12 protein-coding genes and 2 riboswitches are annotated in these 17,763 nt (G+C 62.7%); of the genes, 8 read left to right on the top strand and 4 right to left on the bottom strand.

The window, feature by feature from the left end; genetic code table 11:
- Positions 1–3: 3 nt before the first annotated feature.
- Positions 4–3,786, bottom strand: a complete 3,783-nt coding sequence (gene cobN / locus AD666_RS16965) for a cobaltochelatase subunit CobN (protein ID WP_053154273.1) — start codon at positions 3,784–3,786, stop codon at positions 4–6.
- A gap of 3 nt (positions 3,787–3,789) precedes the next feature.
- Positions 3,790–4,854 carry a cobalamin biosynthesis protein CobW gene (cobW, locus tag AD666_RS16970; protein WP_053154276.1) on the bottom strand — a complete coding sequence of 355 codons (1,065 nt, stop codon included), beginning with the start codon at positions 4,852–4,854 and terminating at the stop codon, positions 3,790–3,792.
- A 98-nt stretch (positions 4,855–4,952) separates the two neighbouring features.
- Positions 4,953–5,179: riboswitch (cobalamin riboswitch) on the bottom strand.
- A gap of 200 nt (positions 5,180–5,379) precedes the next feature.
- Positions 5,380–5,603: riboswitch (cobalamin riboswitch) on the top strand.
- A gap of 98 nt (positions 5,604–5,701) precedes the next feature.
- Between cobW and AD666_RS16975 the strand changes: the two genes are divergently transcribed.
- The 4 genes from AD666_RS16975 (at position 5,702) to cobM (ending at position 7,815) form a co-directional block, all read left to right on the top strand.
- Positions 5,702–5,890: a CbtB domain-containing protein gene (locus AD666_RS16975; protein WP_053154287.1), complete on the top strand. Its 189-nt coding sequence runs from the start codon at positions 5,702–5,704 to the stop codon at positions 5,888–5,890.
- Positions 5,891–5,901: 11 nt separating this feature from the next.
- Complete coding sequence (locus AD666_RS16980; protein WP_053154290.1) at positions 5,902–6,597, top strand: CbtA family protein; 696 nt, start codon at positions 5,902–5,904, stop codon at positions 6,595–6,597.
- Complete coding sequence (locus AD666_RS16985; RefSeq protein ID WP_053154295.1) at positions 6,594–6,992, top strand: cobalamin biosynthesis protein; 399 nt, start codon at positions 6,594–6,596, stop codon at positions 6,990–6,992. The genes AD666_RS16980 and AD666_RS16985 overlap by 4 nt, the downstream gene beginning before the upstream one ends.
- 76 nt (positions 6,993–7,068) lie before the next feature.
- Complete coding sequence (gene cobM, locus AD666_RS16990; RefSeq protein ID WP_053154298.1) at positions 7,069–7,815, top strand: precorrin-4 C(11)-methyltransferase; 747 nt, start codon at positions 7,069–7,071, stop codon at positions 7,813–7,815.
- Positions 7,816–7,936: 121 nt separating this feature from the next.
- Here cobM and nfuA read toward each other — a convergent pair whose 3' ends face one another.
- Together nfuA and AD666_RS17000 are read right to left on the bottom strand one after the other, a co-directional pair.
- Positions 7,937–8,521, bottom strand: coding sequence for a Fe-S biogenesis protein NfuA (nfuA, locus tag AD666_RS16995; RefSeq protein ID WP_053154301.1), 585 nt, complete (start codon positions 8,519–8,521; stop codon positions 7,937–7,939).
- An 83-nt stretch (positions 8,522–8,604) separates the two neighbouring features.
- Complete coding sequence (locus tag AD666_RS17000; RefSeq protein WP_053154304.1) at positions 8,605–10,896, bottom strand: fatty acid cis/trans isomerase; 2,292 nt, start codon at positions 10,894–10,896, stop codon at positions 8,605–8,607.
- Between the two features lie 153 nt (positions 10,897–11,049).
- Between AD666_RS17000 and metH the strand changes: the two genes are divergently transcribed.
- The 4 genes from metH (at position 11,050) to AD666_RS17020 (ending at position 17,742) form a co-directional block, all read left to right on the top strand.
- The gene (gene metH / locus AD666_RS17005; protein WP_053154307.1) at positions 11,050–14,760 is read left to right on the top strand and encodes a methionine synthase; all 3,711 of its coding nucleotides are present in this window, start codon (positions 11,050–11,052) and stop codon (positions 14,758–14,760) included.
- 86 nt (positions 14,761–14,846) lie between these two features.
- The gene (locus tag AD666_RS17010; protein WP_024781254.1) at positions 14,847–15,065 is read left to right on the top strand and encodes a DUF2970 domain-containing protein; all 219 of its coding nucleotides are present in this window, start codon (positions 14,847–14,849) and stop codon (positions 15,063–15,065) included.
- 540 nt (positions 15,066–15,605) lie between these two features.
- On the top strand, positions 15,606–17,264 hold the full coding sequence (locus AD666_RS17015; protein WP_053154310.1) for a nitrite/sulfite reductase: 1,659 nt from the start codon (positions 15,606–15,608) through the stop codon (positions 17,262–17,264).
- Positions 17,248–17,742 carry a DUF934 domain-containing protein gene (locus tag AD666_RS17020; RefSeq protein WP_053154313.1) on the top strand — a complete coding sequence of 165 codons (495 nt, stop codon included), beginning with the start codon at positions 17,248–17,250 and terminating at the stop codon, positions 17,740–17,742. Before AD666_RS17015 ends, AD666_RS17020 begins: the two co-directional genes overlap by 17 nt.
- The last annotated feature ends 21 nt before the right edge of the window (positions 17,743–17,763 follow it).

Raw genomic sequence — 17,763 nt, forward strand, 5'->3', positions numbered from 1 at the left:
ATCTCATGGATGGTCGAGGGCCCCTTGAGGGTCCTCTTCTATGTCCAGCAACAAACTTTCCAGGGCTTCGCGATACGCCCCCGGATCCTGCCACATCCCGCGCTGCTGGGCTTCGAGCATGCGCTCGGTCATGTCCCGCAACGCGTCGGGATTGTGTTGGCGGACAAAGTCCCGGGTATCGGGGTCGAGCAGGTAGGCATCGGCCAGCAAAGCGTACTGGTGATCGTCGATCAATTGGGTGGTGGCGTCGAACGCAAACAGATTGTCCACCGTCGCCGCCAGTTCGAACGCGCCTTTGTAGCCGTGACGTTTGACCCCATCGATCCACTTGGGATTGGCCGCACGTGAGCGGATGACCCGGTTGAGTTCTTCCTTCAGGGTCCGGACCTTCGGCAGGTCCGGCTGGCTGTGATCGCCGTGGTAACTGGCCGCCGCTGCGCCGCTGAGGGTTTCCACGGCCGCCAGCATGCCGCCCTGGAACTGGTAGTAATCGTTGGAGTCGAGCAGGTCGTGCTCGCGGTTGTCCTGGTTCTGCAAGACCGCTTGCACCTGGCTCAGGCGCCGGGAGAACGATTCACGAGCAGCGGTGCCTTCATCGCCGGCACCGTAGGCGTAGCCGCCCCAGTTCAGGTACACCTCGGCCAAGTCTTCGCGGCTCTGCCACAGGCGGCCGTCGACCGCTCCCTGCACGCCCGCGCCGTAAGCGCCGGGCTTGGCGCCGAAGATCCGCCAACCGGCCTGACGGGCCGCCGCGTCCGGCTCGAGGCCCGACGCCAACAGTGCCTCGCGCTCGCAGCGCACCTTGGCTGCCAGCGGGTTCATGTCATCCGGCTCATCGAGGGCGGCAACGGCTTGCACCGCCGCGTCGAACAACCGGATCAGGTTGGCGAAGGCGTCCCGGAAGAACCCGGACACCCGCAATGTCACATCGACCCGAGGCCGGTCCAGCAGGCTCAACGGTAAGATCTCGAAATCATCGACCCGCTGGCTGCCCGTAGCCCACACGGGACGCACGCCCATCAGCGCCATGGCCTGGGCAATGTCGTCGCCGCCGGTGCGCATGGTGGCGGTGCCCCACACCGAGAGGCCAAGCTGACGCAGATGATCGCCGTGGTCCTGCAAATGCCGTTCGAGTATCAGGTTCGCCGACTGGAAACCGATGCGCCACGCCGTGGTGGTGGGCAGGTTGCGCACGTCCACCGAGAAAAAATTGCGCCCGGTGGGCAGCACGTCCAGGCGTCCTCGACTCGGCGCGCCGCTTGGGCCGGCCGGTACGAAGCGACCGCTCATTGCATCGAGCAGGCCACGCATTTCTGCCGGGCCGCAGGCGTCCAGACGAGGGGCCACGACGGATCGCAGATGCTCGACGATGCAGCCCACCGCCTCCCACCCCGGTGCATGCAGTTGCTCGACCTCGCCCGCCAGGGCCTGCTCGATCAACTGCCCGGCGAACAATTCCAGGCGCTCCCGGGTGTCGCCCAGGGTGCGCCAAGGTCCATCGCTGACCCGACGCAAGGCCTCGGGACAGGCCCCGTTCCAGGGCTCGGCCAACGCGCAATCCAGCGGATCGAAACCCAGCTCGAACGCTTTGGCCAGCGCCCGCAACACACTCGACTGCGCGCCCTTGCCATCGCCCCGGGGAATGCGCAGCAACGCCAGCAAGGTGTCGATGCGCAGCCGGCCAGTGGGGGATTCACCGAAGATGTGCAGGCCATCGCGGATCTGCGACTCCTTCAGGTCGCACAGGTAAGTGTCCAGGCGCGGCAGCCAGATCGCCGCATCGGCGTCGCCGTCCAGCTCAAGTTCACGGTCGATATGGGTTTCGCGCACCAGATCGAGGATGTCTCGCTGCAATTCCCGGGCACGGCGAGGGTCGAGCAACTGTGCTTCGTAGTATTCGTCAGCCAACAGCTCGAGATTGCGTAGCGGCCCGTAGGTTTCGGCCCGGGTCAGTGGCGGCATCAGGTGATCGATGATCACCGCCTGGGTCCGCCGCTTGGCCTGGGCCCCCTCGCCCGGATCGTTGACGATGAACGGATAGATATTCGGCAACGGCCCCAGCAGCGCGTCCGGCCAGCAGCTTTCCGACAACCCGACACCCTTGCCGGGCAGCCATTCGAGGTTGCCGTGCTTGCCGACATGAATGACCGCGTGGGCGCCATAGGCGTGGCGCAGCCAGAAGTAGAACGCCAGGTAACCGTGAGGCGGCACCAGATCCGGATCGTGGTACACCGCGCTCGGATCGACCTGATACCCCCGGGCCGGCTGGATGCCGACGAACGTCAGGCCCAGGCGCAGGCCAGCAATCATCAGTCGGCCCTGGCGGAACATCGGATCCTGCTCGGGACCGCCCCAGCGTTCGAATACGGCTCTGCGGTTGGCCTCGGGCAGTGCGTCGAACATCGTCTGGTAAGCTTCCAGTGCCAGGCTCTGGTGGCAAGGTCGCAGGTCGAGGCTGTCCAGATCATTGCTGACACCGCCGAGTAGCTGCTGGATCAACGCCGTCCCGGTGGCAGGTAATTCGGTCGGCAGCGGATAGCCCTCCGCCCGCAAGGCCCGCAGGATGTTCAACGCTGCTGCGGGGGTGTCCAGGCCCACCCCGTTGCCGATGCGCCCGTCCCGGGTCGGGTAGTTGGCGAGGACCAGCGCCACACGTTTCTCTGCGTTGGGCAGGCGCGCCAGGGTGGTCCAGCGCCGGGCCAGTTCGGCGACGAAATCCATGCGCTCGACGGCCGCCCGGTAACAGACCACGTCGCTCTGGCTGCGCTCGCTGCGCCAGGCCAGGTCCTTGAAGCTGATGGGGCGACTGATGATCCGTCCGTCCAGCTCCGGCAGGGCAATGTGCATGGCCAGATCTCGCGGCCCTAACCCCTGCTCACTGGCGCGCCAACCGGGCTCGTTGTCCTGGGCGCAGATGGCCTGGATTACCGGAATGTTGCGGCGGAACGGGCGCAGGTGCGGCGCTTCGGGACTGGACTGGGCGAATCCGGTGGTGTTGAGGATCACCCCTGCCTCGACCTCGTCCAGCCAGTCTTCGACCTGTGCCAGACAACCGGGCTCCTTGAGGCTGGCGACTGCCATCGGCAAGGGATTGAGCCCCGCCGCTTGCAGCCGCTGACAGAACACGTCGATAAACGCGGTATTCGCCGCTTGCAAGTGAGAACGGTAGAACAGCACCGCCGCCACTGCTTGATCGGCCTGCCAGTCGGCTCGCCAATCGTCGAGGGTAGCGCTGGTTTTGTCTGGGTGGTAGAGGGCTGTGCGCGGCAGGGTTTGCGGTTCACCCCAAGGGTAATCGCGGCCGAACCATTGGCTGGCAAGCTGATGGAACAGGTCAAGGGCATTGCCCAGACCGCCCTGACGCAGGTACTGCCAGAGCCGGTCGCGGTCGGCGGCGGGCACGTTGCTCAAGTCGCTGAGTTCCGGGTCCGGCCGGTCGTCCCCCGGCACCAGGATCAGTTTCACGCCACGCCCGGCCAGTTCCATCAGGCGTTCGATGCCATAGCGCCAATAGCCGATGCCGCCATGCAGCGACAACAGGATGACCTTGGCGTGACGCAATACATCTTCGAAATACAGGTCCACCGACGCGTGATTCTGCACCTGCATCGGGTTGGCCAGACGGAATTGGGGATAATCGTCCGGCAACTGCCGCGCCGCTTCGGCCAGCAGCGCCAGGCTGCTGTCGCCGCTGCACAGGATCACCAGCTCGGCGGGGGTTTGCCCCAGGTCGGCGATGTTGTCATCCGACACGAAACCGCCGGGCTGGGTCCTGAGCAGGTGCATGGCTTAGGCGCCGAGTGCGGCGCGCAGCTGCGCTTCAAGCTGAGTGGCGTCCAGGGTCTGGCCGATCAGCACCAGGCGGGTGACCCGCGCTTCTTCGGCGCCCCACTGGCGGTCGAAATGCTTGTCGAAGCGCGTGCCTACCCCCTGGATCAACAGGCGCATCGGCTTGTTGGGGATCGCTGCGAACCCCTTGACCCGCAGCACGTTGTGCTGGACCACCAATTGGGTCAGTGCGTCCAGCAGCAGGCTTTCGTCAGCCTGTGGCAGTTCGATGGAAATGGAATCGAAGGCGTCATGATCGTGGTCGTCATCGTCGCCGTCATGGTGATGATCGTGGTGACTGTGACGGCTGTCGATGTGCTCTTCGGAGCCAGCGCCCAGGCCGATCAGCACGTCCAGCGGCAGGCGGCCGCTGCTGGCTTCGATGACCTTGACCGCCGGCGGCAGCTCCTCGGCAACCTCCAGGCGCACTTTCGCCAGATCGTCCGGGCTGATGAGGTCAGCCTTGTTGAGGATCACCAGGTCGGCGCTGGCCAGTTGGTCGGCGAACAGCTCGTGCAGCGGAGATTCGTGGTCCAGGTTCGGGTCGAGCTTGCGCTGGGCATCCACCTGCTCCGGGAAAGCGGCGAAAGTGCCAGCGGCCACGGCCGGGCTGTCGACCACGGTGATCACCGCATCGACGGTGCAGGCACTGCGGATTTCCGGCCACTGGAAGGCCTGGACCAGCGGCTTGGGCAGCGCCAGCCCGGAGGTTTCGATGAGGATATGGTCGAGGTCGCCACGGCGTGCGACCAACTCACGCATCACCGGGAAGAATTCCTCCTGCACCGTGCAGCACAGGCAGCCGTTCGCCAGTTCATAGACGCGGCCGCTGGCCTCTTCCTCGGTGCAGCCGATGGAACATTGCTTGAGGATCTCGCCGTCGATGCCCAGCTCGCCGAACTCGTTGACGATGACGGCGATACGCCGGCCCTGGGCGTTGTCGAGCATGTGCCGCAGCAAGGTGGTCTTACCCGAGCCGAGGAAACCGGTGACGATAGTGACGGGGAGCTTGGCCAGTGTTTTCATCGGATGCCCTTTGGCAAGGTGGCGGGCAAACGGGACGACAACCGCTGGCACAGGCATGCGCGGAAGATTTCGCCACCGGATCACCCCGCCCGGTTGTAATGAGAAGTCTGTCTCGAGGCAGGTCTCCTGGCTGACGGCGGGCCGGTCCGGCTTTTATATAAACCTGGACTGACATTTCCTGCGCCTTCCCGTGCGCCCTTTCAGGGTATGCACAGTGGCCTGGCAGGCACATCACCGTTCACAGTTGCGGGGGCAGCCGCGGCTTGGACCGCGTTCCCTTCTTAGCTTCGACGCGTGTCGAAGAACCTCGAAGGCGCAAGGCTACGCAGGGTATGGGGGCGGGTCAATGTCTTCGAGTTCTGTGGTGTCTATGCCGGCCCCATCGCGAGCAGGCTCGCTCCCACAATGAATCTCGTCGCACACAACATTCATGTCCAACACAGATCAACTGTGGGAGCGAGCCTGCTCGCGATGGCCGCGACTCGGTATCGGCCTGTAATTGACGCCCCGCCCCCACCCATGCTTTCCTGTGCGCTTGTTATGGGTGCCCTTCACAGGGTGAAACGGGAAACCGGTGAATCGTGTGCTTTACTCCGAGGCCACGACAGTCCGGTGCTGCCCCCGCAACGGTAAGCGAGCGAAGCGTCTGAGCCACTGTGTCCGATGACATGGGAAGGTGACGCTTGCAGGCAAGGCGCAGGCCCTGCCCCTCGTGAGCCCGGAGACCGGCCCACGACTCAAACACTGACAAACCCGCGGTGGGCGGGCGCTGTTCGATCCCTGGCGGGCTTTGGCCCGGGGTTTCCTTGCGCTCGACTCACCCACTGGACAACAACAGAGGGACGCCATGTCGACCATCAGCACCACCGCCCGCTCCGCCAGCAGCACCAGCACCCTGAGCCAACGCCTGAGCGCGGCGATCCTCGCCTCGATCATAGGCGCGGCGCTGGTGTATTTCGCCGGTTTCTCCCACATCGAAGCGGTGCACAACGCCGCCCACGACACCCGCCACAGCGCCGCCTTTCCCTGCCACTGAGACCTGCCACCATGTTCAAGCGAATCGCCCGGACCGCCGGTTTCAGCGGATTGCTGGCCGCCCTGCTGCTGACGCTCCTGCAAAGTCTCTGGGTGTCGCCACTGATTCTGCAGGCCGAAACCTACGAAAAAGCGCCGACCGCCGAAGTCCATCAGCACGCCGACGGTGTTGCCCACACCCACGATGCCGGAGCCTGGGAACCGGAAGACGGTTGGCAACGCGTGCTCTCCACCACCGGCGGCAATCTGGTGGTCGCGGTGGGTTTCGCCCTGATGCTGGCGGGCCTGTACACCTTGCGCGCGCCGGCCCGCACGTCCCAGGGCTTGCTTTGGGGCTTGGCCGGCTATGCCACCTTCGTCCTGGCGCCGACCCTCGGCCTGCCACCGGAGCTCCCCGGTACAGCCGCTGCCGACCTGGCTCACCGGCAGATGTGGTGGATCGGTACCGCGGCGTCCACGGCGGTGGGTATCGCCCTGATTGCGTTCGGCCGACATGGTTTGCTCAAACTGCTGGGCCTGGCGACGCTGGTGGTGCCCCACGTGATCGGCGCACCACAACCGGAAGTTCACTCGATGCTGGCGCCCGAAGCGCTTGAAAGCCAGTTCAAGATCGCCTCGCAACTGACCAACATTGCGTTCTGGCTGGCCCTGGGCCTGATCAGCGCCTGGCTGTTCCGCCGTGGCGACCCGGCTCATCACGGCGCGTGAGCTACATTCTGGTGGCGGGTCTTGGCTGTCGCCGGGGTTGCTCCGCCGAGGCGTTGCGGGCCCTGCTTGAGCAAACGCTGCGGGCCCACGGCATTGAGCTGAATGAACTACGGGCCCTGGCGAGTATCGACCTCAAGCGCAACGAGCCGGGCCTGCTGCAACTGGCCGAACAACTGGCACTGCCGCTGATCTGCTTCAGCGCTGTCCAGCTGGCGGGTTATGATCAACGGCTCAGCCACCGCTCACAGAGCGCATTCGAACGCACCGGCTGTTACGGCGTTGCCGAGAGCGCGGCGCTGGCCCTGGCCGAGCAGTTGGGCACCCCACCCGCCAGGCTGCGGATTCTCCGCCAGAAAAGCCCTCAGGCGACGCTGGCATTGGCGGTCAGCTGTTAAAAACCGATAATCGCCCTCCCTGGATCATGAGCGCTTCTCATCCAGGCGTCGCCCCACCCTCTTTTAGGAACCGGTCATGACCGTTTACTTCATCGGCGCCGGCCCCGGCGATCCGGAACTGATTACCGTCAAGGGCCAGCGCTTGATTCGCAATTGTCCGGTGATCATCTATGCCGGCTCCCTGGTGCCGGTGGCCGTCCTTGAAGGTCACAATGCAGAACGGGTGATCAACAGCGCCGAACTGCACCTGGAGCAGATCATCGAGTTGATCAGGAGCGCCCATCTCAAGGGCCAGGACGTGGCCCGCGTGCATTCTGGCGACCCGAGCCTGTACGGCGCCATTGGCGAGCAGATTCGCGTCCTGCGGGAACTGGATATCCCCTTCGAGATCATCCCCGGCGTCACCGCCACCTCCGCCTGCGCCGCCCTGCTGGGTGCCGAACTGACGTTGCCGGACGTGTCCCAGAGCGTGATTCTCACCCGCTATGCCGATAAAACCGTCATGCCCGCCGGAGAAGAACTGAGCAGCCTCGCGCAGCACGGCGCGACCCTGGCGATTCACCTGGGGGTCAATCATCTGGAAAAAATCGTCGAGGAGTTACTGCCCTACTACGGCGCGGATTGTCCGATTGCCGTGATTCATCGAGCCACCTGGCCGGATCAGGATTGGGCGATGGGTACGCTGGCCGACATCGCGGCACGGGTGCAGGCCAAGGGCTTTCGCCGCACGGCGCTGATTCTGGTGGGACGGGTATTGGGCAATGACCTTTTCAGCGAATCGTCGCTGTACCGCGCCGGGCATGCCCATCTCTATAGGCCTTGAGGTGTACGAATACCTTGTGGGAGCGGGCTTGCTCGCGAAAGCTGTGGGTCAGCTTGCAACGATGCAGGAGCAAGCTCGGCTCCACCAAGCTCGCTCCCACATGGACTGCGGCGAATAGCCGTCAGTAGTAGGCGTTTTCTTTCTGCGTGTGGTCGGTCACATCGCGCACGCCCTTGAGCTCCGGAATACGCTCGAGCAAGGTGCGTTCGATGCCTTCCTTCAGCGTCACGTCCGCCTGGCCACAGCCCTGGCAGCCGCCGCCGAACTGGAGCACGGCGATGCCGTCGTCCACCACGTCGATCAGCGAAACCTGCCCGCCGTGGCTGGCCAGCCCCGGGTTGATTTCGGTTTGCAGGTAATAGTTGATGCGCTCGTTGATCGGGCTGTCGGCATTGACCATCGGCACCTTGGCGTTCGGGGCCTTGATGGTCAGTTGGCCACCCATGCGGTCGGTGGCGTAGTCGACCACCGCGTCGTCCAGGAAAGCTTCGCTGAACGAGTCGATATACGCAGTGAAGCTCTTGAGCCCCAGGGCAGTGTCTTCGGGTTTCTCTTCCCCCGGCTTGCAGTAGGCGATGCACGTCTCCGCGTACTGGGTGCCAGGCTGGGTGATGAAGATGCGGATCCCGATACCCGGGGTGTTCTGCTTGGACAGCAGGTCGGCCAGGTAATCGTGGGCGGCGTCGGTAATGGTTATGGCGGTCATGGAAACTCCTCGCAGGCTTGCCGGCAGTTTACGCCAAATCAGGGCGTCGGACAAAGTCCCAGTATTTTTGTCAGGAAAGCCGATCAAAGGTTCTGATAGCGATTCATATCCAACACACCCGTCTCCAGGGGCTCTGTTTCCTGGATGTACCGGCTCAGGTCATGGAAGTACTGCCAGAACTGCGGATGGCTGCGCCGGATGCCCCAGCGCTCGACAATCCGCTCGAAGGCTTGACTCTCCTCGGCTTTTTCCATGGCATCGACAAACGCCGGGACCTGCCCGGCCGGGATGTTGAACATGAAATTCGGGTAACTGCTGAGTACGCCCGGGGACACCGTCAGGGTGTCCAGCCCCGGCTGGTAACGCATCGCTTCGCCCAGCAGGAAGGCTACGTTGCTGTGGGCCCGGTTGCGCAGCAAGCTATAGACCTCGCGCCGGCCGCCAGCGGTTTCGATACGCAGCAGAGTTGCCTCGGGCAAATGGTGTATCACGCCAAGCCCGGCGGCCGGCCGTGATACCAGGCGACTGAGGGCCTGTTCGGCATTCTGCAGCGCAGGATCGATGTTCGGGCGCGAGCAATAGGCGCCTTCGCAACGGTTGATCGGATCGGGTCGCGCATTGAGCTCCCCGTAGCGAAGCAGCAATTGCCTGGCGAAGTCACGCTTGGGATCCTGCTCATCGAGCTTGAGGGCGGTCGGCTTATCGTTGTCGATGTCCTCGTAATCCAACCACATCTTGAATTTGCCGCCGGACTGATACCAGTCATCGAGGTAGCCCTGCCGTGAATCGGCTGGCATCAGACGCAGGAAATTCAGTTCCGCGCCATTTCGGATCAGGTCGAAATACAGTCGGGTCTGGGCCTGGTGGGAGACATTGCCGAAGACATCGAAATTGACCGCCAACTGGTAGTAAGTGCGCTCCAGCAACGGGAAATCGAACAGCCACATCGTCTGCGGCACGTCACCGATCAGCCCCTTGGTGACCGAAGCGCTGTCGAAGTGCCGGAAAATGCTCAGCAGCGCGTTGTCGTTTCCGGCCCACAGGGTCGACCAACTCGGTGACGGCACCTCGGCGTAGTTGTCCCGGCGCAAGGCTTCGTACTCGTTGCGTTTGTCGCGGTAATCGAGCCATAAGCTGACGACACTGCCCACGTCGTCGTTCTGCCCCGGCATCGCCAGCAAGGGCGTGGCCTGGCCGCGATAGTTCGGGTCGGTGATGTAAAGATCATATTCGGGGGCCTGGAACAGCGCCCAGAAATTGTCGCGAATCACATCCGTGGCAATCTGGCCCCGGCACACCGGGCCTCGAATGAAAGTGCGGACAAAATACTCGGCATTGTCGAGCATGAACTGATAACGGGCCTGGGCCGGGATCGCCTCGAACGTGGAGAACGGGTTGGACCGCCGCTCCGGGCCGTAGCCCGGCAATGCCGTGACTTGCCAATTGCCCTTGTAGAACAGGCTCTTGACCCGCGCCATTTTGGCCGCGCTCAACCCATAGGTGATGTGGGTCTTGTGCACAATCACCCCCTGCACCGGCCAGAGCCGGTAATAGAAGCGGGTGCCGGGATCGTCGTTCGGGCGGCGGGTATTGATCAGGTCGATGGGCTGGCCGGTGGGTGTGCGCGAACGCACCCACTGGAAGAAATGCCCTGGCTCGCCATCCTTGAAGTAGATATGCGCCAGGAACCAATGCTCGAACAACCAGCGGGCGACCAGGCTTTCCCGGGCGCCAGGGGCATTGAGCAGGTTTTCCCACTGCACCACCTGCAAGGCTTCGGCAGCGCTCGGAGCAAGGGCCTGCTGGTCGATGGGGGCGCCGGCGGCCAGCCAGCGCTGCAAGGTCTGGTATTGCTGGTCGGTCAGGCCGGTGACGGCCAGGGGCATGCCTTCCCTGGGATGCGCGGCGGCATATTCAGCGAATTGCCCTGGCATCGCGCAGCTGTTTTCCCGATCCAGCCCCAATACGATGTCTTCCGGCAACTTGGCGTTGGGCTGTAGCGGCGTGCTGTGCCCCAGCTCCAGCATCTGCGCCATCAGCGCCGCCTGGCTGCCCTGGGCATCGAGTACGGAATAAAAGCCCTTTTGCTGCCAGGCACGCTTACCGGAAGCGTCATAGAACAAGCGCGTCGGAGCGGCCGCCTGGCGCCGCTCGCCATCGTACACCGACAGCTTGCTGGCGCCCCGGATCGCGCCCTCACCGCTGCCCAGGTTCAACTGGCAGGCGGAGTCATAGCAAGCGTGGCAGGCCACGCACTTCTCGGTAAAGATCGGTTGGATGTCGCGGGTGTAGGACAGCGCCTGGACGGGATCCTTTGCGGCTGTGTGAAAAGACAACAGCAGCAACAGACTGCCGAATAAGAAGCGGTACGGCATGTCTCGATCCCTAAGCATGAATCCCGCGATTCTACCGGGCCAGCACGCCGATGCAAACATGAGCGATATTCATGTAAAAGCCACTCACGCTCAAATCCTGCACAAGCTTGCTATCATTTCCGCCTTCGTAATGGCTTTTTCCAGGTAGTCCTCATGTCTGATCGCAGCGCTCGCCTCTATCTTCTCCAGCAAGCCCTCAAGGAACGCATCCTGATCCTCGACGGTGGCATGGGCACGATGATTCAGAGCTATAAGCTGGAGGAACAGGATTACCGAGGCAAACGCTTCGCCGACTGGCCGAGTGACGTCAAGGGTAACAACGACCTGCTGGTGCTGACCCGCCCCGACGTGATCGGCGCCATTGAAAAAGCCTACCTGGACGCCGGCGCCGACATCCTCGAAACCAACACCTTCAACGCTACCCAGGTGTCCCAGGCCGACTACGGCATGCAGGGCCTGGCCTATGAGCTGAACCTGGAAGGCGCACGCCTGGCCCGCCAGGTCGCCGACGCCAAGACCCTCGAAACCCCGGACAAGCCGCGCTTCGTTGCCGGCGTGCTCGGCCCGACCAGCCGCACCTGCTCGCTGTCGCCGGACGTGAACAACCCCGGTTACCGCAACGTGACCTTCGATGAACTGGTGGAGAATTACACCGAGGCCACCAAGGGCCTGATCGAAGGCGGCGTCGACCTCATCCTGATCGAAACCATTTTCGACACGCTGAACGCCAAGGCGGCGATTTTCGCCGTGCAAGGAGTGTATGAAGAACTGGGCGTGGAACTGCCGATCATGATCTCCGGCACCATCACCGACGCCTCCGGCCGCACCCTGTCCGGCCAGACCACCGAGGCGTTCTGGAACTCCGTGGCCCACGCCAAGCCGATTTCCGTCGGCCTGAACTGCGCCCTGGGTGCTCGCGAATTGCGCCCCTACCTTGAAGAACTGTCGAACAAGGCCAGTACCCACGTCTCGGCGCACCCGAACGCCGGCCTGCCCAACGAATTCGGCGAGTATGACGAACTGCCGGTGGACACCGCCAAGGTCATCGAAGAATTTGCCCAGAGCGGCTTCCTGAACATCGTCGGCGGTTGCTGCGGCACCACGCCAGCACACATCGAAGCCATCGCCAAGGCCGTGGCCGGCTACGCGCCGCGGCAGATCCCCGAGATTCCCAGGGCTTGCCGCCTGTCGGGCCTGGAACCGTTCACCATCGATCGCAACTCGCTGTTCGTCAACGTCGGCGAGCGGACCAACATTACCGGCTCCGCCAAATTCGCCCGGTTGATTCGCGAGGACAACTACACCGAAGCCCTGGAAGTGGCCCTGCAACAGGTCGAGGCCGGTGCGCAGGTGATCGACATCAACATGGACGAGGGCATGCTCGATTCGAAGAAGGCCATGGTGACCTTCCTCAATCTGATTGCCGGCGAACCCGACATCTCCCGTGTACCGATCATGATCGACTCCTCCAAATGGGAAGTGATCGAAGCCGGTCTCAAATGCATCCAGGGCAAGGGCATCGTCAACTCCATCAGCATGAAGGAAGGCGTCGAGCAGTTCATCCATCACGCCAAGCTGTGCAAGCGCTACGGCGCCGCCGTGGTGGTGATGGCTTTCGACGAAGCCGGCCAGGCCGATACCGAGGCGCGCAAGAAGGAAATCTGCAAGCGCTCCTACGACATTCTGGTCAATGAAGTCGGCTTCCCGCCGGAAGACATCATTTTCGACCCGAACATCTTCGCCGTCGCCACCGGTATCGAAGAGCACAACAACTATGCCGTGGACTTCATCAACGCCTGCGCCTATGTCCGCGACGAACTGCCTTATGCACTGACGTCCGGCGGCGTGTCCAACGTGTCGTTCTCGTTCCGCGGCAACAACCCGGTGCGCGAAGCGATCCACTCGGTGTTCCTGCTGTATGCGATCCGCGCGGGCCTGACCATGGGCATCGTCAACGCCGGCCAGCTGGAGATCTACGACCAGATCCCGCAGGAGCTGCGCGACGCCGTGGAAGACGTGATCCTCAACCGGACCCCGGAGGGCACCGATGCCCTCCTCGCCATCGCTGACAAGTACAAGGGCGACGGCAGCGTCAAGGAAGCGGAAACCGAGGAATGGCGTAACTGGGACGTCAACAAGCGCCTGGAACATGCGCTGGTCAAGGGCATCACCACGCACATCGTCGAAGACACCGAAGAGTCGCGCCTGTCCTTCGCCCGACCGATCGAAGTGATCGAGGGACCATTGATGGCTGGCATGAACATCGTTGGCGACCTGTTCGGCGCCGGCAAAATGTTCCTGCCCCAGGTGGTCAAGTCCGCCCGCGTCATGAAGCAGGCCGTGGCCCACCTGATTCCGTTCATCGAAGCGGAAAAAGGCGACAAGCCAGAAGCCAAGGGGAAGATCCTGATGGCGACGGTCAAGGGTGACGTCCACGACATCGGCAAGAACATCGTCGGCGTGGTGCTGGGCTGCAACGGCTATGACATCGTCGACCTGGGCGTGATGGTGCCAGCGGAGAAGATCCTGCAAGTCGCCAAGGACGAGAAATGCGACATCATCGGCCTGTCCGGCCTGATCACTCCATCCCTGGATGAAATGGTGCACGTGGCGCGCGAGATGCAGCGCCAGGACTTCCATCTGCCCCTGATGATCGGCGGCGCGACGACCTCCAAGGCCCATACGGCCGTGAAGATCGAGCCCAAGTACAGCAACGACGCGGTGATCTACGTCACCGACGCCTCCCGCGCCGTGGGCGTGGCGACCCAGCTGCTGTCCAAGGAACTCAAGTCCGCGTTCGTCGAGAAGGCCCGTCAGGAATACGCCGACGTGCGCGAGCGCACCGCCAACCGCAGCGCCCGCACCGAGCGCCTGAGCTATCCGGCAGCGGTGGCCAAGAAGCCACAGTTCGACTGGAGCAGCTACGAGCCGGTCAAGCCGACTTTCACCGGTACCCGGGTGCTGGACGACATCGATCTGGATGTCTTGACGCAGTACATCGACTGGACTCCGTTCTTCATTTCCTGGGACCTGGCGGGCAAGTTCCCGCGCATCCTCACCGACGAGGTGGTGGGTGAAGCCGCCACCGCGCTGTACGAGGACGCCCGGGCGATGCTGCGCAAGCTCATCGATGAAAAGCTGATCAGCGCCCGCGCCGTGTTCGGTTTCTGGCCGGCCAACCAGGTGCACGATGACGACCTGGAAGTCTATGGCGAGGACGGCAAGCCACTGGCGCGCCTGCATCACCTGCGCCAGCAAATCATCAAGACCGACGGCAAGCCGAACTTCTCCCTCGCCGACTTCGTCGCGCCGAAGGACAGCGGCGTGACCGACTACGTGGGCGGCTTCATCACCACCGCCGGCATCGGCGCCGAAGAAGTGGCCAAGGCCTACCAGGAGGCTGGTGACGACTACAACTCGATCATGGTCAAGGCCCTGGCCGACCGCCTGGCCGAAGCCTGCGCCGAATGGCTGCACCAGCAGGTGCGCAAGGACTATTGGGGCTACGCCAAGGACGAAAACCTGGACAACGAGGCCCTGATCAAGGAGCAATACACCGGCATCCGCCCTGCTCCGGGCTACCCGGCCTGCCCGGACCACACCGAGAAAGCCACCCTGTTCCGCCTGCTCGACCCCGAGGCCAGCGAACTGAAGGCCGGGCGCAGCGGCGTGTTCCTCACCGAGCACTACGCCATGTTCCCAGCGGCAGCGGTCAGCGGCTGGTATTTTGCCCATCCCCAGGCGCAGTATTTTGCCGTGGGCAAGATCGACAAGGACCAGGTCCAGAGCTACACCGGTCGCAAGGGTCAGGACCTGAGCGTGACCGAGCGCTGGCTGGCGCCTAACCTGGGTTACGACAGCTGATCCGGAAGATCGCGGCCGGCAACGGTCGCGATCTTTTTTCGCGGGTTGTCTATGCTTGTCCCAAACACATGGCAGACGAGGGATATATGGACGATCCAGTCGACAACAAGCCGCCTACCCTGCTGCAGATGATGCACAGCGTACTGGCTGCCGCCTTCGGCGTGCAGAGCGGCAAGAACCGCGCCCGTGACTTCACCCACGGCAAACCGAGTCACTTCGTGATACTGGGCATCGCCTTCACGGTGATATTCGCCCTGACCCTGTTCGGCATCGTCAAGCTGGTGGTGCATCTGGCGGGGTTGTAACAGCCATTCCCCAATATCCTTGTGGGAGCGAGCTTGCTCGCGAAAGCGATGTGTCAGTCGACAGCAATATTGACTGAACCACCGCTTTCGCGAGCAAGCCCGCTCCCACAGAGGGTTATAGCGTGGACGAACGGATTATTGATGGCTGACCCAGAACACCGCCGTGCCTACCACCAGAATAATCAGGAACAGAATGGCCCAGGCATCAACGGTACTGTCGCTTTTCCTTGCTTTGGTCGGATTGCTCATTGCATCGCCTCTTGTCGGTTTTGTAGGTGATTGCATAGGGACTCGACCACAGTTAAGACGATGATTGCCCGCACGACAAATGTGGGTTAGGCAATAATCAAACTCATTAGTCGATTTGGTTCTTTGCATATACTCAAACATCACTTTTGCGCATATCCCAAAACAGGTATCTTGCATCGGCTCCTTTAGGAGTGCGCGGCCGTGCGCGCAGAATTGCCGAGGCAGAACCCGATTCCAGCGAGCCAACACGCAGCTGTTTCTGATCGGCCCAAGCCTGAGACCGAGACTTATATGTACGTATATGACGAGTACGATCAGCGGATCATCGAGGACCGCGTCAAGCAGTTCCGTGACCAGACCCGACGCTACCTGGCAGGCGAGCTGAGCGAAGAAGAATTCCGCCCCCTGCGCTTGCAGAATGGCCTGTATATCCAGCGTTTCGCCCCAATGCTGCGCGTGGCGGTGCCCTACGGCCAACTGGCCTCGCGCCAGGTGCGCAAGCTGGCGCAGATTGCGCGCGACTACGACAAGGGCTACGCCCACATCAGTACCCGGCAGAACGTCCAGTACAACTGGCCGGCCCTGGAAGACGTACCGGACATTCTGGCCGAGCTGGCGACCGTGCAGATGCACGCGATCCAGACCAGCGGTAACTGCCTGCGCAACGTCACCACCGACCAGTTCGCCGGTGTCGCCGCCGATGAGCTGATCGACCCCCGGCCGTGGTGCGAAATCGTGCGCCAGTGGACGACCTTCCACCCGGAATTCGCCTATCTGCCGCGCAAGTTCAAGATCGCCATCAACGGCTCGAGCTCGGACCGTGCAGCGATCGAGGTACACGACATCGGCCTGGAGGCGGTCTATAACGCCGAGGGCGAGTTGGGCTTCCGTGTACTGGTGGGTGGCGGCCTGGGCCGTACCCCGGTAGTAGGCTCGTTCATCAACGAGTTCCTTCCCTGGCAGGACCTGCTGAGCTATCTCGACGCCATCCTGCGGGTGTACAACCGCTACGGCCGCCGCGACAACAAGTACAAGGCTCGAATCAAGATCCTGGTCAAGGCGCTAACGCCTGAAGTGTTCGCCGAAAAGGTCGAGGCCGAAATGGTTCACCTGCGCGGCGGCCAGACCACGCTGACCGAAGCCGAAGTTCACCGGGTGGCCAAGCACTTCGTCGACCCGCAGTACAAGGCCTTGAGCAATCAAGACGCCGAGCTGGCTGCGCTGGACAAGGAATATCCAGGCTTCGCACGCTGGCGCACCCGCAACACCCTGGCCCACAAGAAGCCAGGCTACGTTGCGGTCACCCTGTCCCTGAAGCCGACCGGCGTCGCACCGGGCGACATCACCGACAAGCAGCTCGATGCCGTGGCCGACCTGGCCGACCGCTATAGCTTCGGCCTCCTGCGCACGTCCCACGAGCAGAACATCATCCTGGCGGATGTCGAGCAAAGCCAACTGTTCACCTTGTGGGGCGAGTTGCGCGAGCAAGGCTTCGCCACGCCGAACATCGGCCTGCTGACCGACATCATCTGCTGCCCGGGTGGCGACTTCTGCTCCCTGGCCAACGCCAAGTCGATTCCTATCGCCGAATCGATCCAGCGTCGTTTCGATGACCTGGACTACCTGTTCGACATCGGTGAGCTGGATCTGAACATTTCCGGCTGTATGAACGCTTGTGGCCACCATCATGTGGGCCATATCGGCATTCTGGGCGTGGACAAGAAAGGCGAAGAGTTCTATCAGGTTTCCCTGGGCGGCAGCGGTTCCCGTGACGCCAGCCTGGGCAAGATCCTCGGCCCGTCCTTTGCACAGGATGACATGCCCGACGTGATCGAGAAGCTGATCGACGTGTACATCGAACAACGTACCGAAGACGAGCGCTTCATCGACACTTACCAACGTATCGGCATCGACCTCTTCAAGGAACGCGTCTATGCAGCGAATCATTAAGAACAACGAGGTCATCGACGAAACCTGGCACCTGCTGCCCAAGGACGCGACTCTCGACGGTATCTCCAATTGCGACGATCTGATCGTCCCCCTGGCGCTGTGGCGGGATCACGCTCGCGCCCTGCAGGCCCGTGACGGCGGCCTGGGCGTATGGCTGGACGCGGACGAGGAAGCCGAAGAAATCGGTGACGACGCCAACCAATTCCAGGTCATCGCCTTGAATTTCCCGGCGTTCACCGACGGGCGCAGCTATTCCAACGCTCGCTTGCTGCGTGACCGTTACGGCTTCAAGGGTGAACTACGAGCCATTGGCGACGTACTGCGGGACCAGTTGTTCTACATGCGCCGCTGCGGTTTCGATGCCTTTGCCCTGCGCGCCGACAAGGACCCTTACGAAGCCCTCGAAAGCCTCAAGGATTTTTCGGTGACTTACCAGGCGGCCACTGACGAACCGCTGCCGCTGTTTCGTCGTCGCTGAGACTGCTCCAAATAAAAAGCC

It is taken from the genome of Pseudomonas sp. Pf153 (genome assembly GCF_001269775.1).
GTDB classification, from domain to species: Bacteria; Pseudomonadota; Gammaproteobacteria; order Pseudomonadales; family Pseudomonadaceae; genus Aquipseudomonas; species Aquipseudomonas uvaldensis.

What these genes read in the sequence shown, in the direction of transcription:
- cobN (WP_053154273.1), bottom strand. Translation starts at nt 3,786, where the DNA reads ATGCACCTGCTCAGGACCCAGCCCGGCGGTTTCGTGTCGGATGACAAC.
- cobW (WP_053154276.1), bottom strand. Translation starts at nt 4,854, where the DNA reads ATGAAAACACTGGCCAAGCTCCCCGTCACTATCGTCACCGGTTTCCTC.
- AD666_RS16975 (WP_053154287.1), top strand. Translation starts at nt 5,702, where the DNA reads ATGTCGACCATCAGCACCACCGCCCGCTCCGCCAGCAGCACCAGCACC.
- AD666_RS16980 (WP_053154290.1), top strand. Translation starts at nt 5,902, where the DNA reads ATGTTCAAGCGAATCGCCCGGACCGCCGGTTTCAGCGGATTGCTGGCC.
- cobM (WP_053154298.1), top strand. Translation starts at nt 7,069, where the DNA reads ATGACCGTTTACTTCATCGGCGCCGGCCCCGGCGATCCGGAACTGATT.
- nfuA (WP_053154301.1), bottom strand. Translation starts at nt 8,521, where the DNA reads ATGACCGCCATAACCATTACCGACGCCGCCCACGATTACCTGGCCGAC.
- AD666_RS17000 (WP_053154304.1), bottom strand. Translation starts at nt 10,896, where the DNA reads ATGCCGTACCGCTTCTTATTCGGCAGTCTGTTGCTGCTGTTGTCTTTT.
- metH (WP_053154307.1), top strand. Translation starts at nt 11,050, where the DNA reads ATGTCTGATCGCAGCGCTCGCCTCTATCTTCTCCAGCAAGCCCTCAAG.
- AD666_RS17010 (WP_024781254.1), top strand. Translation starts at nt 14,847, where the DNA reads ATGGACGATCCAGTCGACAACAAGCCGCCTACCCTGCTGCAGATGATG.
- AD666_RS17015 (WP_053154310.1), top strand. Translation starts at nt 15,606, where the DNA reads ATGTACGTATATGACGAGTACGATCAGCGGATCATCGAGGACCGCGTC.
- AD666_RS17020 (WP_053154313.1), top strand. Translation starts at nt 17,248, where the DNA reads ATGCAGCGAATCATTAAGAACAACGAGGTCATCGACGAAACCTGGCAC.